The 18,062-nt window shown below is 44.6% G+C and carries 13 protein-coding genes; 10 read left to right on the top strand and 3 right to left on the bottom strand.

Annotated elements, in window-relative coordinates:
- Window positions 1-24 precede the first annotated feature (24 nt).
- Window positions 25-1,557: a SusD/RagB family nutrient-binding outer membrane lipoprotein gene (locus DBR43_RS29640; protein ID WP_124586925.1), complete on the top strand. Its 1,533-nt coding sequence runs from the start codon at window positions 25-27 to the stop codon at window positions 1,555-1,557.
- A 15-nt stretch (window positions 1,558-1,572) separates the two neighbouring features.
- Window positions 1,573-2,853, top strand: a complete 1,281-nt coding sequence (locus DBR43_RS29635; protein WP_233603272.1) for an amidohydrolase/deacetylase family metallohydrolase — start codon at window positions 1,573-1,575, stop codon at window positions 2,851-2,853.
- Between the two features lie 50 nt (window positions 2,854-2,903).
- On the opposite strand, the gene DBR43_RS29630 is transcribed toward DBR43_RS29635, so the two are convergent.
- Window positions 2,904-4,817, bottom strand: a complete 1,914-nt coding sequence (locus DBR43_RS29630) for an amidohydrolase (RefSeq protein WP_124586924.1) — start codon at window positions 4,815-4,817, stop codon at window positions 2,904-2,906.
- Between the two features lie 138 nt (window positions 4,818-4,955).
- The gene (locus DBR43_RS29625; RefSeq protein ID WP_124586923.1) at window positions 4,956-5,759 is read right to left on the bottom strand and encodes a hypothetical protein; all 804 of its coding nucleotides are present in this window, start codon (window positions 5,757-5,759) and stop codon (window positions 4,956-4,958) included.
- A 95-nt stretch (window positions 5,760-5,854) separates the two neighbouring features.
- On the opposite strand from DBR43_RS29625, the gene DBR43_RS29620 reads away from it, so the two are divergent.
- Window positions 5,855-6,070 carry a hypothetical protein gene (locus DBR43_RS29620; protein WP_124586922.1) on the top strand — a complete coding sequence of 72 codons (216 nt, stop codon included), beginning with the start codon at window positions 5,855-5,857 and terminating at the stop codon, window positions 6,068-6,070.
- A 56-nt stretch (window positions 6,071-6,126) separates the two neighbouring features.
- On the opposite strand, the gene DBR43_RS29615 is transcribed toward DBR43_RS29620, so the two are convergent.
- Entirely contained in the window at window positions 6,127-6,630 is a 504-nt protein-coding gene (locus tag DBR43_RS29615) for a DinB family protein (protein ID WP_124586921.1), read from the bottom strand.
- A 294-nt stretch (window positions 6,631-6,924) separates the two neighbouring features.
- Between DBR43_RS29615 and DBR43_RS29610 the strand changes: the two genes are divergently transcribed.
- The 7 genes from DBR43_RS29610 to DBR43_RS29580 all read left to right on the top strand — a co-directional run bounded on the left by DBR43_RS29610 (window position 6,925) and on the right by DBR43_RS29580 (window position 18,061).
- On the top strand, window positions 6,925-7,518 hold the full coding sequence (locus DBR43_RS29610) for an RNA polymerase sigma factor (RefSeq protein WP_124586920.1): 594 nt from the start codon (window positions 6,925-6,927) through the stop codon (window positions 7,516-7,518).
- Window positions 7,519-7,639: 121 nt separating this feature from the next.
- Window positions 7,640-8,848 carry a FecR family protein gene (locus tag DBR43_RS29605; RefSeq protein WP_124586919.1) on the top strand — a complete coding sequence of 403 codons (1,209 nt, stop codon included), beginning with the start codon at window positions 7,640-7,642 and terminating at the stop codon, window positions 8,846-8,848.
- A 256-nt stretch (window positions 8,849-9,104) separates the two neighbouring features.
- Window positions 9,105-12,491, top strand: a complete 3,387-nt coding sequence (locus DBR43_RS29600) for a SusC/RagA family TonB-linked outer membrane protein (RefSeq protein WP_158622629.1) — start codon at window positions 9,105-9,107, stop codon at window positions 12,489-12,491.
- A gap of 11 nt (window positions 12,492-12,502) precedes the next feature.
- Window positions 12,503-13,945 carry a RagB/SusD family nutrient uptake outer membrane protein gene (locus DBR43_RS29595; protein ID WP_124586917.1) on the top strand — a complete coding sequence of 481 codons (1,443 nt, stop codon included), beginning with the start codon at window positions 12,503-12,505 and terminating at the stop codon, window positions 13,943-13,945.
- An 18-nt stretch (window positions 13,946-13,963) separates the two neighbouring features.
- Window positions 13,964-14,722: a DUF4397 domain-containing protein gene (locus tag DBR43_RS29590; protein ID WP_124586916.1), complete on the top strand. Its 759-nt coding sequence runs from the start codon at window positions 13,964-13,966 to the stop codon at window positions 14,720-14,722.
- 62 nt (window positions 14,723-14,784) lie between these two features.
- The gene (locus DBR43_RS29585) at window positions 14,785-15,708 is read left to right on the top strand and encodes an ABC transporter ATP-binding protein (RefSeq protein ID WP_124586915.1); all 924 of its coding nucleotides are present in this window, start codon (window positions 14,785-14,787) and stop codon (window positions 15,706-15,708) included.
- A 43-nt stretch (window positions 15,709-15,751) separates the two neighbouring features.
- Window positions 15,752-18,061 carry a Gldg family protein gene (locus DBR43_RS29580; protein ID WP_124586914.1) on the top strand — a complete coding sequence of 770 codons (2,310 nt, stop codon included), beginning with the start codon at window positions 15,752-15,754 and terminating at the stop codon, window positions 18,059-18,061.
- Window position 18,062: the final 1 nt, after the last annotated feature.

Here is an 18,062-nt window from a genome sequence, read left to right as displayed (position 1 = left end):
TATAAACGCTTAAGAAGGTATACCATGAACATAAAAAAATACTATAGCAGATTTTTGATTTTATCCTTGCTGGCCAGTTCGCTGCTGCAGTCCTGCGATAAAGGCTTCGAAGAATTGAATACCGATCCAAATTCTTCTCCAACACTCACTCCAGCCTTCGTATTTACCAGGGCCCAGCTGGATGGAACACGTAATTTGCTCCATCTTTTGCAGGGAACGATGCAATATACCACCACTTTTAACGACGTGAATGGCTTCGGCTCTAAGTACGTCCTTTCCCAGATCCAGCAGACCTGGCAGGTTTTTGACGTTGCCTACAGGGCAGAAATCAACGAAATTACACAGGTAGTTACCGCCGTTACGGGTAATCCGGATCAGGTTAACCATCTTGCAATGTCGAGAATATGGCGGGCTTATTGTTTCAGCAGGGTGACAGATCTTTATGGGGATATTCCCTATTTCGATGCAGTTAGAGGTTATACAGATGCCATTTATAAACCCAAATACGACCCGCAAAAGGACATTTACGCAGATTTGCTGAAAGAGCTGGAGCAGGCCGCTGCAGGTTTAGACCCTGGCAAGCCTAATTTCGGAAGCGCAGATCTGATCTACGGCGGGGATGTCCTGAAATGGAAGAAATTTGCCTATTCCCTGATGCTCCGCCTCGCCATGCGGATGACGAAGGTAGATCCGGCATTGGCAGAAACCTGGGCAAAAAAGGCAATTGCAGGTGGGGTTATTACTGTTGATGCTGATATCGCCAAAATGTCGAATTACGTAAGGGATGGTCAGGACATTAATAAAAGCCCCTTTTCATTCCGGTTCTGGACATGGGACTATTCCAGAGGTGGGGGAGACGAAAATCCGGAAGGTGGTAAATACCAGGAATCGTTTATCAGCTATCTGAGAAATGAAAAAGATCCACGCCTGGCTGTGGTATCGGTAGTATGGGTTAAGGGAGTTCCGGACACAACATCGGCCATTCAAAAAGGAATGCCGGCAAGCCTGAATTCAAAGCCTGCTAATTTTGTGACGTTTTCGGAACCAAACCCCAATACGGTCCTGCGACTGAACAACGACTTTTTGCTCCTGACAAATGCAGAAACTTCATTTCTGCTGGCTGAGGCCGCTTTGCGGGGATGGTACAACGGAGCGTCGGCAAGCGTGATGTATGAAAACGGGATTGCTGCAGCGATGCGACAATGGAGCCTGTTTGGGGCTGGTGGTGTGATCAGTACCAACCAGATCCAGACCTATATCAAATACCATCGTCTGGCGACTTCTGCTCCATTTGCCAGTCAGATGGAACAGATTTATACCCAGTTCTGGGTTGGCGTATTCCCGGACGCGCAGGAAGTGTTTTCCAGCTATCGCCGTACGGGTTATCCGGCACTTATCCCCAATAATTATATCGGAAATGCTACCGGTGGAAAGATTTTCAGAAGAATGCAGTATCCGGTTAGTGAACAAAACCTGAATGCCGAAAATTACAATGCTGTAGTTGCCCGGCAAGGACCTGATGATTTGCTCACCAGAATTTGGTGGGACCGCCCCTAATACCCCGCTCTCTATATGAAAGATAAGGTTGTGAACAGTAAACTAAACTCCGGAATGAATATAAAATCCTTCATTATTATCGCGTTAGCGGCCTTCTGGTCCTTTAGTTTAGCTGCGCAGCCTTACTCTGTTGTGATTAAGGGAGGGCATATAATTGATCCTGCAAACCAGCTCAATGGCGTGATGGACATCGCGATCCAGGGCCGGAAAATTGTAAAGATTGCCAAAAATATAGATACAAAAGTAGCTGGACGGATCATCCAGGCCAAAGGCCTGTATGTGACGCCAGGATTGTTAGACATTCATACCCATCATTTTAACGGGACGAAATCAGGAAATGAATACGCAAATGGCACGCTTTCGCTGCCAGCGGATGCTTTTAGTTTTAGGAATGGTGTGACAACGGTGGTTGATGCGGGGAGTTCGGGTTGGCGTAACTTCCCGCTCTTCAAGAGCCAGACCATTGACCAGTCGAAAACGCGTGTGCTTGCCTTTCTAAATATTGTGGGCGAGGGGATGAGGACTGCTTATGAGCAGGAGCTGAAGGATATGGATCCTGTTGCCTCGGCCAGAATGGCGAAGCAATACAGCGAATTTATTGTCGGGATTAAGCTCGCACATTATATTGGACACAACTGGACGCCGACCGATCGTGCTGTGGAGGCGGCTAAGCTTGCCGGCGGACTTCCGGTAATGGTGGATTTCGGTATGAGCAGACCGGCTTTGTCGCTCGAAGAACTGTTTTTGAAACACCTCCGTTCGGGCGATATTTTTACCCATTGTTTCGGACAGCTGGATGGACGGGAATCCATCATGAATCTGACCACGAAAAAGATCAAACCTTTTGTTTGGGAAGCCCGTAAAAAGGGAATCCTGTTTGATGTGGGACATGGCAGCATCAGTTTTGCCTTCTCGCAGGCCATCCCTGCCGCAAAAGACGGTTTTTTTCCTGACGTCATCAGTACGGACCTTCATGCAGGAAGTGTCAACTATGCAATGAAAGATTTGCTGACCACGATGGCTAAATTTATGGCGATAGGAATGGATTTGAAAAGCGTGATCAAAGCCACGACGGTTAATGCGGCAAAGGCCATCCGGCGGAAAGAGCTGGGTAATTTATCTAAGGGCTCGGAGGCCGATATCGCGATTTTTAGCATCAGGAAAGGAGATTTTGGGCTATTTGACCATGTGGGATATCCTGTGAAAATCGATAAAAAACTGGAATGTGAACTGACACTGAGGGCAGGCAGGGTGGTTTATGACCTGAATGGAATTGGCGGCAGAACGCGCTGGTAAGCAAGATATCCGGCATCTTACACCGGATATCTTAAAATGAGGGATATGTTTTAGTCGTTAACCAGGCTTACCTGTTCAGGAACCGGGAGCTGATACACCATTACTCCACCTTTCCATGTTTCCAGAACCTTGATGTCGCGCATTTGCATGTAATTCGATTCCAGGTGCAAGGGGTCTTGTTGCAGGATTACAAAATCTGAAAAATGTCCGACGGCCAGGGAACCTACCCATTTTTCAGCGTAGCAATGGTATGCTGCATCGGTGGTTACCGTACGCAGGGCCTGCTCCGGACTGATACATTCTGCCGCATTCAGGACATTCTCCTCAGGATTGCCTGGTGCTGCTTCCATGATTCTGGTAATGGATTGTTCCATCATGCGTAGGGGGCCAAGCTGGGTGACTTCGCAATCAGTATGTAAAGATATCTTTATACCTGCATCAAGTGCGGATTTACAGCGGTCCAGAATTTCTGCTTTCTCTCCGAATATGGCATCACGGAAAGCATAACCCCAGTATCCAACGTGCCCGATCAGGAAGCTTGGCAGGATTTCCAGTCTTTTTATGTCTTTAATATTTTGATCTGAAAGCAAAGAGGCGTGTTCTATCCGGTGTCTTACCGGAGTGCCTGTTTGGGTTTTGATCAGCTCATCATATACCTGAATGGTAAAGTTGATGGCCTGATCTCCGTTGGCATGGGTCATGAGTGGCCAGCCTTTTTTTATGGCAACGGTATTCAGGAGTTCTTTGTATGGTGCCGGAACTTCGACCGGTTCCGGATCTCCATCTGCGGTAAAATTAAATTTCCCTTTGGAATCCGGCAGACAGCAATAATGTTCTGACTGGTATCCGGTTAAGCCCTGGTTAGAGCCATCAGAGATGATTTTTGCGTTTCCATAATATACATCTGAGTATTCGGTAACCGGTTCATATTGCTTTAGTTTATCGGCGTCAGCTTGTGAACTGCACATCTTTGCCGCACCAATGCGGATGTTATTCGGGTAAAAATGAAGGTAGATCTTAAGCAGACTTTTGAAAGCATCGTTCATTCCGGCATCATAGAGGAAGGTATGACCGCGTTTGTTGGCTTCCTCAAAGAAGGTTTTCAGGTGAGAGAAACAGCCAATCACCATTTCTGAAAGCTGGGATAGGGGAATGGTCTTTAATGCAGGTTCCATTCCGACACCTTCCTGCAGTTGTCCGTGATTACTTGCTTTGTATTCTTCGAAAGTCATCTTGTTGTGGATCTCGGGAGTATGGTCGTAGGTGAGCTGCATCGCTTTGGTGTTTACGTAAGCGGTATGCATGGAGGCACTCAGCATCATCAGGGGCACATCTTTGACGATTTCGTCTAACGAATCGCAGGTAAAAGTAGTGAGGCCAATACCGTTCGCCGCCTTGGGATCGTGCACGAAAGGCATCAATGCCGGATCAGCCCCTTTGCCCAGCAGCCAGTTTCCTTTATCGTATTTCTCCCGGTTAGGGCCTGTCCGTTCCTTGTTGATGATTACACCAATCGTTTGTTCATTATATTCTGGTTTTAACTTCTGGTTATCAAACCTGCCCAAATCCATCCAGCCCATCAGTAGGGCAGTCGGCACGATGTGAACATGCGGGTCGATAAATCCAGGGAGCAATACCTCTGCATCCTGAAGCTGTTTAAATTCGAAGGCGATGCCTTTTTTTTGCATTTCCGCTTCCACTGCCGCTTTGCTGCCGGTAGCGATGACTTTGCCATGGTGAATGCCGATGGCTTCGACATTATCCATTTTTCCGTCGGTAAGTGGCCGGATGGTACCTCCTGAAATGACCAGCGATAAGGCTTCCGCATGGATCTGATGGGTTAATCCTTCAGCAGTTTTTAAGATCTTTTCGGGATGAAATAATTCCTCTTCGAGGATGTTCCACATGGGGTTGTTGCATGCGCAATGCGTACAGCCGAGTTGGGCTGAATTTTGATTTTCCATAATGAGAGCGTTTTAGTGTAAATATTTTGTTAATCCAATTATAACAATTATTTACGTATAAAGCAATGGAAAAATACAACTTTCAGGAATATTTTAATAAAAACAGCTGCATGCCTTTTTGATAGATAGGAACAGTGATCAGCGGTTCATCAAAGCCAGGCGTTTACTGACTTCAGTCTCCATCTTTTTTGTTTTGGCAAAAGTAAGTAAGCTTTCCAGGGTGTTACGGCTTGTTCTTTTGTGTTCCAGTACATAGTCATGGAAGTATTTATCTCCCTTTTTCAGGAGCTGATGAACTTTGTCCGGATTGTTGTAACAGGCATCATATGCTGCCATCATTTCTTCCAGCTTATAATGGTCTTCGGCAGTCTGTCCGGAGGTATCCTGTATAAAAATCTCGACCAAAAGCTGGTCAGTTTCTGTGGCATATAAAAAAACATATAGCGTTTCATCCCAGCCTAAATGTGTTTTGTTCGTTTTGTTTTCAGGGATGTAAAATTGCGTGGAGAAGTAAAATAGTTTTTCTTTATATTTTGGAATGCTGGCTTCTGAGGCTTTCCATTTGGGTGCACGATGCAGGTAAAGGATGTCCTTTTTCTTCAACATATCTACGCATTCATAATTGTCCGTATGATCTGATACATTTTTATACATAATGGAGTTGTGCTGAGTCAGGTGATACTGGATACTTTCTCCGGTTTCCAGATTTTTCTCTACCAATATGAGTTCCAGTCTCTTTAGTTCCCCAAATTTAAAATGTACTTCTCCGGTTTTGACCACTGCGGCAAAAAGGTATAATTCGCGGGGTATTTTACTTTCGAGTTTTTCTAATTCCTCCTGCCCAAGTATGATTTTGCCGACAAACAGTGTAGGAGTGCCTTTTATTTCAGGATTTGCAAAGCCAAGGTCCAGTGCTTCGTCTTCTTTTATATTTAAATTCATTGTTTAACAGGGGGATTGCTTTCTGTGGAGGGCATAATAAGATTTTCTTTTGAATTCATCTCATTTAAATTACTTTTAAGTATAAAACAAGGACCATGAATTTAGAAGTAATCGAGGAATATAAACAATTGTTCAGAACTGAAACCGGTTTGGATGCCGAAGAAAATGCGGCAGACTTTGCCGGATGGCTCTTTCTCCGGCGACAAGCCGCGATGATGGAAATCCTTCAGGATTTAACCGAACGCCATCAAAACCAACCGGCAACGGTAGCGCTGGTTAAAAGCATCATGAACCGGCTATTTCAATGCTAAGTAAGCTGCGTACAGGTTCATTTGATTAAAATAATTGCTGATTAGCCTGGTTTAAATTAACTTTTTCTGCTTTCTTCATAGGTAGGACCATAGAGGCCTGGTACTTTATTTCCCGTGGCACGCAGGTAAACGATCAATTCGCCACGGTGGTGATAAATGTGGTTAAAAAGAAAGCCGCGGGTGACGAGACCTCTGGGTATGGGGCCAAGGAGGACTTTTTCACCTGCTTTCATCGTCCAGTTGTCCGCTAACTTTTCTTCCGTAAGTGAGGCTAATGCCGTTCGGGCTTTTTCGACATTACGCTCAAAAAGTGCGAGGGTTGCCTGGATATCGTTGGTGTCGCCCCGTTCAAGTTGATCAGCCGTTATATCGTATACATCCTGAGTCAGCGTGCCATGGTACCAGTGGTAAATCGTGGCAATGTGCTGGGCAAGTTCGCCCATTGTCCAGGAAATGTCTGAAGGCTTATAGCCGAGGTCATTCTCCGGAACTGCCTGTAACAATTTACGTGTGTTGTTTACTTCATTTTCAAATTCGCTTGTTAGGTATTGAAGTATCATAACCAAAGTTGATTTAAAGTTTATAAATAATAACCGTTATAAAACATCTGCTATCGCCAATAAGTTTTCGGCGGCCGGAGTAATTTGTTTTTTTCAGAAGGAAAAGCAATGGATAATGTAAGCTCCTGACAGGACAGGCTTCGTAAATTCGGCTGTGATTGTAAAAAATATTTATGTACGTTTGTTAAGGGGCGATTAAGATGTTGTTAGCTAACAGCTAACAACGTGTCTCCTCATGATCAAATCTTTTTTTATTTCTTTTAATTTGCTGGGGGGCATTGAATACTGACTATCATGAAAATGTATTCTGAATTTACGGATTCTGAATTGGTTCGTCTTTTAAAGGACAGGAACCATGAAGCTTTTGCGGAGATCTACAACAGGTATGCAGTGCTGATGTTTTATAAAGTAAATCAGATGCTAAGGGATGAAGAGCCCTCTAAAGACCTGGTGCAGGATTTATTTGTAGCCCTTTGGGATAAACCGGAACTGATTCAGGAAAACAACAACCTTTCGGGATACCTATATATAGGAGCCAGAAACCGCGTCTTGAAATTCATACAAAGGAATAAGCTCAAAAATGACCACATTGCCTCTCTGGCACAATATGCTTCAGAAATTAGCCTGGAAACGATACAGGACATCGATGAACGGGAGCTGAAAATCATTGTACAAAGGGAGATTGACAATTTACCCGCAAAAATGAAGGTCATATTTGAAATGAGCCGTAAGGACAACCTTTCCCATGCGGAAATTGCCGAAAAACTCGGGCTCTCCGACCAGACGGTAAAGAAACAGGTGAACAATGCCCTGAAGATTTTGCGTTCAAAGCTGGCTGTGTATGCTCCTTTCGGATTGATTATCATTGAACTTTCTAAAAGAAACTAAAATAATTACTACTGAAAATCAGTCGATTACAATTATTTGAAGATTTTTATCATTTCCATCTACCCCCTGAGGGCCTTTCATCGCTATTACTTATAAATCAGGATTAAACTGATAAATACAAATGAATAGGGAACAGGTAATAGAATTGATCAGGAAGTATAATGATGGCAGCGCATCAACAGAGGAAATACGCCTGGTAGAAAACTGGTTTGTGAAGCAATCTGAGCTTCGGCAACAAGAACCCGAGGAGGTCGACTACCTGGATGTAAAACGGCAGATGTGGCTGAATATTGGTCAGCAGATTGACCGCCCTGTAAGCGAAGGCCGTTCCACTCATTCCCCTGTACGAAAATCAATGTTAAGATTTAAAATCGCCGCTGCCGCTGCGGTATTGATTGTCGCAATGACTGCTGTATTCTTCTATCAGAACCATAAAGATGTTGCCGGAACTCAATTCGCGAAAAACGACATCAATCCAGGTAAAAATAAAGCCGTGCTGACTTTGGCCAACGGACAAAAGATCAGTTTAACCGATGCGCTTAACGGACAGCTGGCGCAACAGGCCGGGGTGACGATCAGCAAAACTACCAAGGGACAATTGATTTATCAGGCTGCTCCAAATGCTTCCGGAAAAGGCAGCACCGAATACAATACCATTGAAGCACCCCGAGGCGGACAATGGCAGGTGATTTTGCCGGATGGCTCTAAAGTCTTTTTAAATGCTTCTTCGAGTTTAAAGTATCCGGTGTCTTTTGCAGGGAAAGAACGAAAAGTAGAACTAAAAGGAGAGGCTTATTTCGAAATCAGCCATAATAAAAAGGCTCCTTTCCGGGTACTGGCGAAAGGACAAATTGTGGAAGTATTGGGAACCCATTTTAACATCATGTCTTACGATGATGAAAAGGCAGTGAAAACTACTTTGTTATCAGGAAGTGTGAAGGTTTCTTCAAACGCAAGCAATGCTGCCGGAGCCAGAGATGGCGTAATCAATGCGGTTAAACCTGCCGCCGAATTCCTGATCCTGAAACCAGGCGAACAATCCCAGGTATCTCAGGGTAATATGAAACTGATCCATGATGTGGACCTGGAAGATGTATTGGCCTGGAAAAATGGCTATTTCAAATTCAATGAAAACTTAAGGTCTATCATGACTAAGGTTTCCAGGTGGTACGATGTGGAGGTGATTTATGAAACACAGCCGGATCCTGAATTCAAATTTAAGGGAGAGATTTCCAGGGACAAAAACATCTCTGAGTTACTGAATATGCTGGATTATACTGGAAATGTACATTTTAAAATTGAGGGAAGGAGGGTGATCGTAAAGAAATAGATACTATTTAAGCGACGTAATCCTTAAAAAAAGAGGTCAGAAGTGCTCGATACACTCCTGACCGATGCCGGAATACGTTAACAAAAATTTTGAGATCCTATCAACTAAACCAGACAAACAAACTTAGCAAATATTGTGAGTTAAAGCAATGCTATGGTTTCATCAGCCGCTAAGAATTTGTCGCAAACCAGATGAAATGTATAAAACCTATACGAACCAACCCGTACTCAAAAAGTATGCGAATAAGATTTTGCTAATGATACGATTCACCACCGTCATTTTAATAGCTACAATTATGCAGGTAAGTGCGAGCAGTTTTGCCCAGCGCATTACCCTGAATACCAAAAATACCGCCTTAGAGCAGGTATTGAAGGACATCCGGCAGCAAAGTGGTTACGACTTCCTTTTTAGCGAAGGACTGATCAGGTCCAGCAAGCCGATTTCCATCTCTGTGAAAAATGCAGCGATAGAGGAGGTGCTGGAAAAATGTTTCAGCGACCAGCCGATTACTTATAAGATTGAAAATAAAACCGTTTTATTGAAGGCCAAAGCCGCGACCATTATGGACCGGGTAGCGGCAGTTTTTGCTGTCGGCATAGACGTGCAGGGAAATATCATCAATAAAAAGACGAATGAACCATTGAGCGGGGTGACACTTAAGGTGAAGAATAAAAGAATTAGCGCCGGCTCTAATGCGAAGGGAGAATTTCATCTGCCAAAGCTGGAAGAGAACAGTGTGATTACCTTCAGCTCTGTTGGATTTGATTCCCTGCAGGTGAGGTTGGCCGAGTTTGAAAAAATGGAAGTCAATACCAGCTCCTTTTCTAAGAACATGAGCGTGGTGAAAACCGCTACCGGATTTTACCTGACCATTATGCTGGAGCCATCCGTATCTTTTCTGGATGAAGTGATGGTGCAGGCTTATGGAACCACAGACCGCAGAACAAGTACGGGTAACATTGCCAGAGTCAGTTCGAGAGAGCTGGAACAGCAACCTGTAATGAATCCATTGCTGGCTTTACAGGGAAGGGTGCCCGGTGTAATCGTTACCTCGACAGCGGGTTATGCCAGCAGTCCGGTGAAAGTAGAAATCAGGGGAAGAAAGACCATTAATTCTGCGTTCGTTTCAGAACCCTTGTATGTGATTGACGGGGTACCTCAAAATACCCTGGATTTGGGTGGAAATTCCAATTATCAGACCGGTTCTCCCGGTGTTGTTCAGGATGGATTTTCTCCTACCGGAGGCCAGAGCCCGATGTTTGGCCTCAATAGTAAAGACATTGAGAGTATTGAAATTTTGAAAGATGGTGATGCCACGGCGATTTACGGTTCGAGGGCGGCCAATGGCGTCATTCTGATCACCACAAAAAAGGGCCGGCCAGGGGCTACTAAATTTTCGGCAGCCCTGGGGCAGGGATTTTCTGCGATCACCCGCCATTGGGATGTACTCAATACAGCCGAATACCTGCAAATCAGAAAGGAAGCATTTAAGAATGACAACATTATACCAGATCTGGAAAATGCCCCTGATCTCGTACTGTGGGACCAGAATAAATATACAGACTGGCAGAAGGTACTTTTGGGAAATATTGGGAAACAATCCAATGTTTCGATGAGTCTGAGCGGTGGTGATGTGCAGACTCAGTTCCGCCTCAGTGGCAATTACGGAAGACAGACGGAGATCCTGACGAGTAAAGGAAGCAACCAGGTGGCCGGACTCAGCTTTAACATGAGGCATAAAACTGTCGACAGGAAATTTCAGGTAGATTTTGGGGTTATCTATTCTTATACTACAGTCAATACCACCACCATTCCCGCTACGGTTGCTTTGCCGCCCAATGCACCGGATATTTATGGACCTGACGGGCTGCTGAATTTTGCACCATGGAGAGGTCCTAATGGAGCAAGTAAATTCCCTTTTAGTGGTCTGGAAGCTCCATATTATTCGGATACGCATTCGTTTACCGGCAATCTGAATCTGAGCTATGAAATATTGAAAGACCTGAGTTTTTCTACCAGATTTGGTTATGGCTATACCAGCAATGCCACTAAGTACTTCGGCTATATTTATGCGCAGGACCCGATCACTAATCCAACAGGATCTTCCCGGTTTGGAAGCACCAATAACCTTAATTTGGTGGTAGAACCACAGTTAAATTATAAACTAAAAATAGGTGAAGGTAACCTGGAGTTGTTGTTCGCAGGTTCTTTACAGAAAAATGTAACCAGGGCCAATTCATTGACGGGGCTTGGTTATGACAGCGATGATTTTATTGAATCTATTAATCTGGCACCTCAGATTTTCAACCCTACCGGAGATGTAAATTATCATAAACTGGCGGCGTTATTTGGCAGGATCAATTACAATTGGAAATCAAAATATATTGCCAATATCAACTGGCGAAGGGACGGATCTTCCCGCTTTGGGCCTGGCAACCGTTACGGTAATTTCGGCTCTGTTGCAGGCGCCTGGATTTTATCGGAAGAAGCGCCGATCAAAAAAGTCCTTCCTTCATTTATCAGTTTCTTAAAGTTGAGGGGAAGTTATGCCTTAACAGGTGGGGATGCGGTAGGTGATTATAGATACCTGGCACAGTGGGCTAAAAATAAACAGTATAGCGATCCATTGCCCGATTATGATGGCACTACTCCTTTAATCAGCTTACTGGCGGTAAATCCAAATTACAAATGGCAGGTGAATAAAAAACTGGAGACCGCTTTAAACATAGGTTTCTTAGAAAACAGAATCAATTTTCAGTTTGCGATATACCGGGAAAGGTGTGACAATCAGCTGACGGATTTTCCTACGCCGGTATATACGGGCTTTCCTACGGTAATGGCCAACTGGCCTGCGGTAGTAGACAATAAAGGCTGGGACATTACGATTGATGCGAATGTGCTGAATACGGAAAAATTCAACTGGACGGTATCGCTTTTTGGTTCCAGAAACAAGAATGTATTGGTCTCGTATCCCGACCTTGCACATTCCCCGTATGTAACTACGCATCAGGTGGGTAAATCTATCAATACCCAATATCTGTTCCACTATTTAGGCGTAGATCCCCTGACTGGATTTTACAAGGTAGAAGATTACAATGGCGATGGCTTTGTTGGTCAGAATACCGGCCGCGCCGGAGGTGGCGACCAATATGTTGCCTTAGATCTTTCTCCAAAATTTACAGGCGGATTGACTAATGTTTTTACCTACAAGGGGTTCAGGCTGAGCACTTCTTTCAATTACAATAATTTTATCGGGGCTGATCCCAATTTCAGTTCGGATGTTTATCCCGGCGCTCCGGGAAATTTACCGAAAGATGTGATCGGAAATTATTGGAAAGCGCCTGGCGACCATGCCTTATATCCAAAACCAACGACCAGATATAATGATGGAACCCAGTTGTTTTTTAGTTCTGATGGCAGGTATAGAACAGTTTCTTATATCCGCTTGTCTAACGCAGCACTTTCCTATGAGCTGGATCAGAAATGGGCAAAAAAGCTCGGTGCAGGGGCGCTGAGCATCTACGTAAATGCCCAGAATATATTTGTGATCAGCAATGTTAAAGGGCTTGATCCGGATATACAGCAATTTGGGGCGCTTCCACCCGCCAAAATCTATTTGTGTGGCCTTTCGGTTAATTTTTAATTCCTAACGAGATGATGATGAAAAGAAATTTAAACAGATATAGCTTTATGGCGGCATGCATCCTGATGTTTTCTTCCTGTAAAGACATGATTGATATTCCTGATCCAATCAATACCATTACTACGGATAAGGTTTTTGATAATGATAACCAGGCCAATTCTGCTATGGCTGGTGCCTATTCGCAATTGATTAATGATCAGGTGCTGAATTTTGGGAATGGGGCCGTTACGACCTTGTGCAACCAGTCGGCCGACGAGCTGAATCTCTCTTTCACAGGGCCTAATGCGGTATATACGAATAAACTGATTTCGTCCGAAATAGCGACCTCTGATATCTGGACTACTGCTTATAAGAATATTTACAATGCCAATGCCGTTATTGAGGGAATTGCAGCTTCTACTTCATTAAAGCTGCACAAGGAGGTACGAATTAAGCTGACTGCTGAAGCTAAGTTCATGAGGGCTTATACCTATTTCTACCTCGTTAACTTTTTTGGAGACGTGCCATTGGCACTGACCGATGATTTTAATAAGACGGTTCGGATGACCCGTACGCCCAAGGCAGAAGTTTATGCACAGGTGGTTAAGGATTTACAGGATGCCAAATCAGACCTTGCTGCAGATTTTTCCGGATCAAAAACCGGAGAGCGGATCCGTCCGAACAAATGGGCAGCAACGGCCATGCTGGCCAGGGTTTACCTTTTTATGGGCGATTATGCCAATGCCGTTGCCGCTGCAACGGAAGTAATCGAACAAAGCGGGTTATTTGAATTGAATGGAGACTTAAATGAAGTTTTTCTAAAGAATAATAAAGAGGCCATCTGGCAAATGCAGCATAGTAACATGACGCTCACACGTGGGAACGCCACCCCCGAAGGTTATGTGATCAAGCCTTTTTTATCGCCGGTAGCGAACGAGTATTTTGGTGTTCGTCTTGCAGAGGACCTTGTTGAGAAATTTGAAAACAACGATAAGAGAAAGGCCTCCTGGCTGATGCCGGTGACTAAAGCGGGAGAAATCAATTATTTTGTCTATAAATACAAAATAGGGGTAGGGAACTCATCCGTTGGAGGCCCGGTTACAGAATACTATACCATGCTGCGACTGGCAGAACAATACCTGATCAGAGCAGAAGCTTTAACACTTGGAAGTCAGCAACTGGATCTGGCCATTGCCGACCTGAATGTAATTCGCCGCCGTGCGGGCATTGATGAGCTCCCTGCAGGGCTTTCCAAAGATGCTGTAGTTGCCGCGATTGAGAAAGAAAGAAGAACAGAGTTTTTTTCTGAATGGGGACACCGTTGGTTAGACCTGAAAAGGACCGGAAGGGCACACGATGTGCTTTCTGTGATTTCTGTAAAACAACCCTGGGCAGGAGATTACCAGTTGTTGTATCCAATTCCTTTAACGGAGATACGGACAAATAATAAACTGATTCAAAATCCTGGTTATTAGCCAGCTAAACTGAACCACATGAAAACTTATAAACTCAATATAATATGGTCCATCAGCTTATTGTGCTTTGCTTTTGTTTCCTGTAAAAAAACTGAACAAGCACCTGTTATCAGTCACCTTTCGTTATTTAATGCGATGCCCGGAGATACGCGGCTGATGCCCAGCTTTAGAGGAACCAAGCCTTTGGATCGTTATTATGACGGACAGCTTTTTTATTATGCTGTTTTTAATGGATTTAATAAATTCTCGATTAATAAAGAACTGCAGCCTTTAGCGATTTACCGCTATCCGGACACCTTGCCAGCGAGTAAGCCGTTATACGACCTGAACCTAAAATTAAAACAAGGGAGCATCAACAGGTTATACTTTACAGGGACGGTTGAGCATCCTGATTACCTGCTTTCTACCTTTGTTCCGCCCGCTTATAATGCTGCAGACAGCACATTTGGTATTAAATTTCTGAACCTGTCTTATCAAAGCAGACCTATAAATGTTTACCTGGTTGGCAATGGGGAACGTAAGGAAGCAGAAGGGCTGGCGTACAAAGGGGAAACGGAATATAAGCGCTATGCCGCAGCCTTAAAAACCGGAGAATATACTTTTGAATTCCGGGATCAGGAAACACAAAAACTCCTGGCCAGGTATACCACAAATGGGCTGGGCGTTGCCAAAGATAATTTATGGCGTTTCCGGAATTTCACCCTGGCCCTGATTGGCTTCCCTGATGAAACAACTGAAGTATTAAAACAAAAGCCCTTTTTGCTCGACGACTACTAATCAAAAGCAGGCTTCTTTAAGCCTGCTCTTCAATAAATTTTCTTAATCCAAATTTAACTACTATGGAACCAATCGTTCGTATTAGCGGTCTGTCGCACCGTTATAGTACCAGCTGGGCTATTCGTGACATCAATATAGAGATCCCAAGGAGTGGGATTGTAGGTCTGTTAGGCTCCAATGGGGCCGGAAAATCGACCACCATGAACATTCTTTGCGGTGTCTTATCGCAAACCGCCGGAGAAGTCATCATCAATGGCATAGACCTGAGCAAGGAACCGGAACTGGCCAAACAGGAAATCGGTTTTTTGCCGCAGACCCCTCCATTATACATGGATTTAACGGTAGATGAGTATCTGCGGCATTGCGGCATACTGCGTTCCATCGATGCCAAAAAACTGAAGTCTGCTATGGAGGAAGTGAAAGAACGCTGCGGACTGACCCACATCAGCAAAAGGCTGATCAAGAACTTATCCGGTGGCTATAAGCAAAGGGTTGGAATTGCCCAGGCCATTATTCACCATCCGAAACTTGTGGTCTTTGATGAGCCGACCAACGGACTCGATCCCAACCAGATCATCGAAGTTCGTGGCCTGATCAAAGACATCGCTGCAGAACGGGCGGTGATCCTTTCTACCCACGTCCTTACCGAAGTTCAATACCTGTGTAAGCAGATTGTGATGATCGAAAGCGGACGCATAGTGTTTTCGGACACGATGGAAGCTTTTGACAATTATGTAGCGCCGCACAGCATGATCGTCCTGATGGAAAATGCACCTGCGGAGGACCGTCTGCTGGCCATTGAAGGTATTACCAGAGTAGAATACCTGACGGAAAAACAGCTGAGGCTCTATTTTAACGGCGACCGCAGTATTTCTGAAAACCTGGTGCTGGAAAGTGCAAAGCAGGGATGGCGGTTACGCGAGCTGAACATGGAAAAGAGCTCATTAGATGAAACCTTTGCCCAATTGTCCAGAATTTCGAATTAAGCATCATCACACAAATGAAGCCATCACCAATAAATACATTAGAATGAAAAAAATAATACAAATAGCGAGGCTGGAACTCAGTCTGCTATTTTATTCTCCTATTGCCTGGTTACTGATCATGATCCTGTTTCTGAAAATGAGTTTCGATCTGATCCCGGCTATAGATGAAATACAACACATCCAGCAATATATTCCTGCTTTTTCTTTTTTAACAGACAAGCTGTTCACCACGAGTCTGAGGGTAGGTAATCTTCCTCTGGGGATCTTTTTCGGGATTCTTTCCAGCCTGTTTCTGTATACACCTCTGGTTACGATGGGAATCATCAGCAGGGAGATGAGCAGCGGAAGCATTAAATTGCTGTACTCTTCTCCGGTAAAGCTGAGTCAGATCGTTTATGGGAAGTTTTTCGCCATGATGGTCTATAATTTAGTGATCATCGCTTTGATGTGCCTCTTTCTCCTGATCGGTTTCGCCTGTATCGACAACTTTGATTTTCCACATCCCCTTGTGGCATTGCTTGTGGCATATTTACTCTTAAATACCTATGCGGCAATCGGAATTTTTATGTCCAGCCTCACGACTTATCAGGTGGTTGCCGCGATTTGTACTTTTGCGGTCCTGGCATTTATGAATTATATCGGGAACTTCGGACAAAGTCTGGATTTTGTGCGGGACCTGACTTATAGCCTTTCTATGCCAAGCAGGGCAGAGCGCATGGTGGCCGGATTGCTGAACAGCCGTGATGTGATCTATTACTTCGTGGTTACGGGAATTTTCCTGGGCTTTACGATTGCGAGATTACAACTGGCCCGCGTTAGCAGATCCTTTATTTACCATGCAGGCAGGTATCTGCTCGTGCTGGGGATTGGATTGGCGGTTGCTTACCTCAGCTCGCGGCAGCCCCTGATCGGTTACTATGATGCGACATTTACCAAAGCGAATACGATTGTTAAAGCGACCCAGGAAGTCTTGAAAAAAATGGGTGATGAACCCCTCGAAGTAACGGCTTATGTAAATGGATTACATGGTTCCTATAGTTTTGGGGCACCAGTTGGCCGCATTCCTGCGACTGCCAGGTGGGAACCTTATTTGCGTTTCAAGTCCAATATTAACTTGAAATGGGTCTATTACTACGATTACCGGGACCCTCAGTTCTATGTCATGAACCAGGGAAAAAGTTTAAAAACCTTGTTTACAGAACATGCAAAGGCTTTTGAGGTGGATACCGCAGGTTTTTTAAATCCGGAACAGATCCGTAAAGAAGCAGACCTGCGCGGGGAGAACGACCGTCTCGTATTTCAGCTGAAGTATAAAGGGAAGACTACTTTTCTAAGGACTTTTGACGATGCTTCTTTCTGGCCGGATGAGCCCGAAGTAGCCGCAGCGCTGAAACGCCTGATCGTTACGCCGCCAAAGGTTGTTTTTGCAACTGATGGTTATCAGCGTAGCATGGACAAGGTGGGCGACAGGGACTATAAAATGCTGACCAATAATAAGTTCGCCAGGAATTCCATGATCAATATGGGCTTTGATATTGACAGTGTTTCTTTGGAGCATGCAGTGATTCCAGCGGGCATTGCCGCCCTGGTGATTGCTGACCCCAGAGTTCAGTTTAGTCCGGCTGCTTTGGCCAAACTTCAGAAATATACTGCCGAAGGGGGAAACCTATTGATTGCCGGCGAGGCGGGTAAACAAGCCATTGTAAACCCATTGTTAGATGCTCTGGGGGTAAAAATGCGCAATGGAACACTAGTGCAAAAAAGCAGAGATTTCTCTTACGGACTGGTTACGCCAAGCTTAGCTGCTGCTGCTGTGTCGATGAACGCGGGCCTTGAAAAGCCTTATAAAGAGAAATCGAGAATCTCGATGCCGGGTGTCGCGGCCTTGAGCTATGACAGTAAAGGGCCTTTTACGATTCAACCCTTGTTAATGACAAATGAAAAGACAGCCTGGATCAAGAAAGGACAATTTGTACTCGACTCCGCGGCTTTGGTATTTGATGCAAAAACAGGAGATGAGCAAGGTACTTTTCCGGCATCACTGATGCTGACCAGAAAGCTGAAAAACAAAGAACAACGGATTGTGGTAACAGGTGATGCCGATTTCTTTAGCAATAAAGAGCTGGCAAGGAGCAATATGGAAGTCATCAACGGCTCTTTTGCTATCAGTATTTTCGGCTGGTTTGCCGATGGGGTATTCCCCGTTGATATGACCCGCCCACCATCAAAAGATAACAAACTGCTGCTGAGTAAAGCAGGGGTGAGCACTCTAGAAATATTGTATTATGGGCTGATTCCCGGCACCATATTCCTGTTGGGATTGGTGTTGCTGATTCGCAGAAAACGTAAATAAC

It is taken from the genome of Pedobacter sp. KBW06, from assembly GCF_003852525.1.
Taxonomy (GTDB): domain Bacteria; phylum Bacteroidota; class Bacteroidia; order Sphingobacteriales; family Sphingobacteriaceae; genus Pedobacter.
The sequence above is the reverse complement of the archived record's forward strand: the minus strand, read 5'-3'. Positions and strand labels throughout refer to the sequence as shown.

Excerpts from the sequence above, each read along its gene's own strand:
- DBR43_RS29640 (WP_124586925.1), top strand. The coding sequence starts at position 25 with ATGAACATAAAAAAATACTATAGCAGATTTTTGATTTTATCCTTGCTG.
- DBR43_RS29635 (WP_233603272.1), top strand. The coding sequence starts at position 1,573 with ATGAAAGATAAGGTTGTGAACAGTAAACTAAACTCCGGAATGAATATA.
- DBR43_RS29630 (WP_124586924.1), bottom strand. The coding sequence starts at position 4,817 with ATGGAAAATCAAAATTCAGCCCAACTCGGCTGTACGCATTGCGCATGC.
- DBR43_RS29625 (WP_124586923.1), bottom strand. The coding sequence starts at position 5,759 with ATGAATTTAAATATAAAAGAAGACGAAGCACTGGACCTTGGCTTTGCA.
- DBR43_RS29620 (WP_124586922.1), top strand. The coding sequence starts at position 5,855 with ATGAATTTAGAAGTAATCGAGGAATATAAACAATTGTTCAGAACTGAA.
- DBR43_RS29615 (WP_124586921.1), bottom strand. The coding sequence starts at position 6,630 with ATGATACTTCAATACCTAACAAGCGAATTTGAAAATGAAGTAAACAAC.
- DBR43_RS29610 (WP_124586920.1), top strand. The coding sequence starts at position 6,925 with ATGAAAATGTATTCTGAATTTACGGATTCTGAATTGGTTCGTCTTTTA.
- DBR43_RS29605 (WP_124586919.1), top strand. The coding sequence starts at position 7,640 with ATGAATAGGGAACAGGTAATAGAATTGATCAGGAAGTATAATGATGGC.
- DBR43_RS29600 (WP_158622629.1), top strand. The coding sequence starts at position 9,105 with ATGATACGATTCACCACCGTCATTTTAATAGCTACAATTATGCAGGTA.
- DBR43_RS29595 (WP_124586917.1), top strand. The coding sequence starts at position 12,503 with ATGATGATGAAAAGAAATTTAAACAGATATAGCTTTATGGCGGCATGC.
- DBR43_RS29590 (WP_124586916.1), top strand. The coding sequence starts at position 13,964 with ATGAAAACTTATAAACTCAATATAATATGGTCCATCAGCTTATTGTGC.
- DBR43_RS29585 (WP_124586915.1), top strand. The coding sequence starts at position 14,785 with ATGGAACCAATCGTTCGTATTAGCGGTCTGTCGCACCGTTATAGTACC.
- DBR43_RS29580 (WP_124586914.1), top strand. The coding sequence starts at position 15,752 with ATGAAAAAAATAATACAAATAGCGAGGCTGGAACTCAGTCTGCTATTT.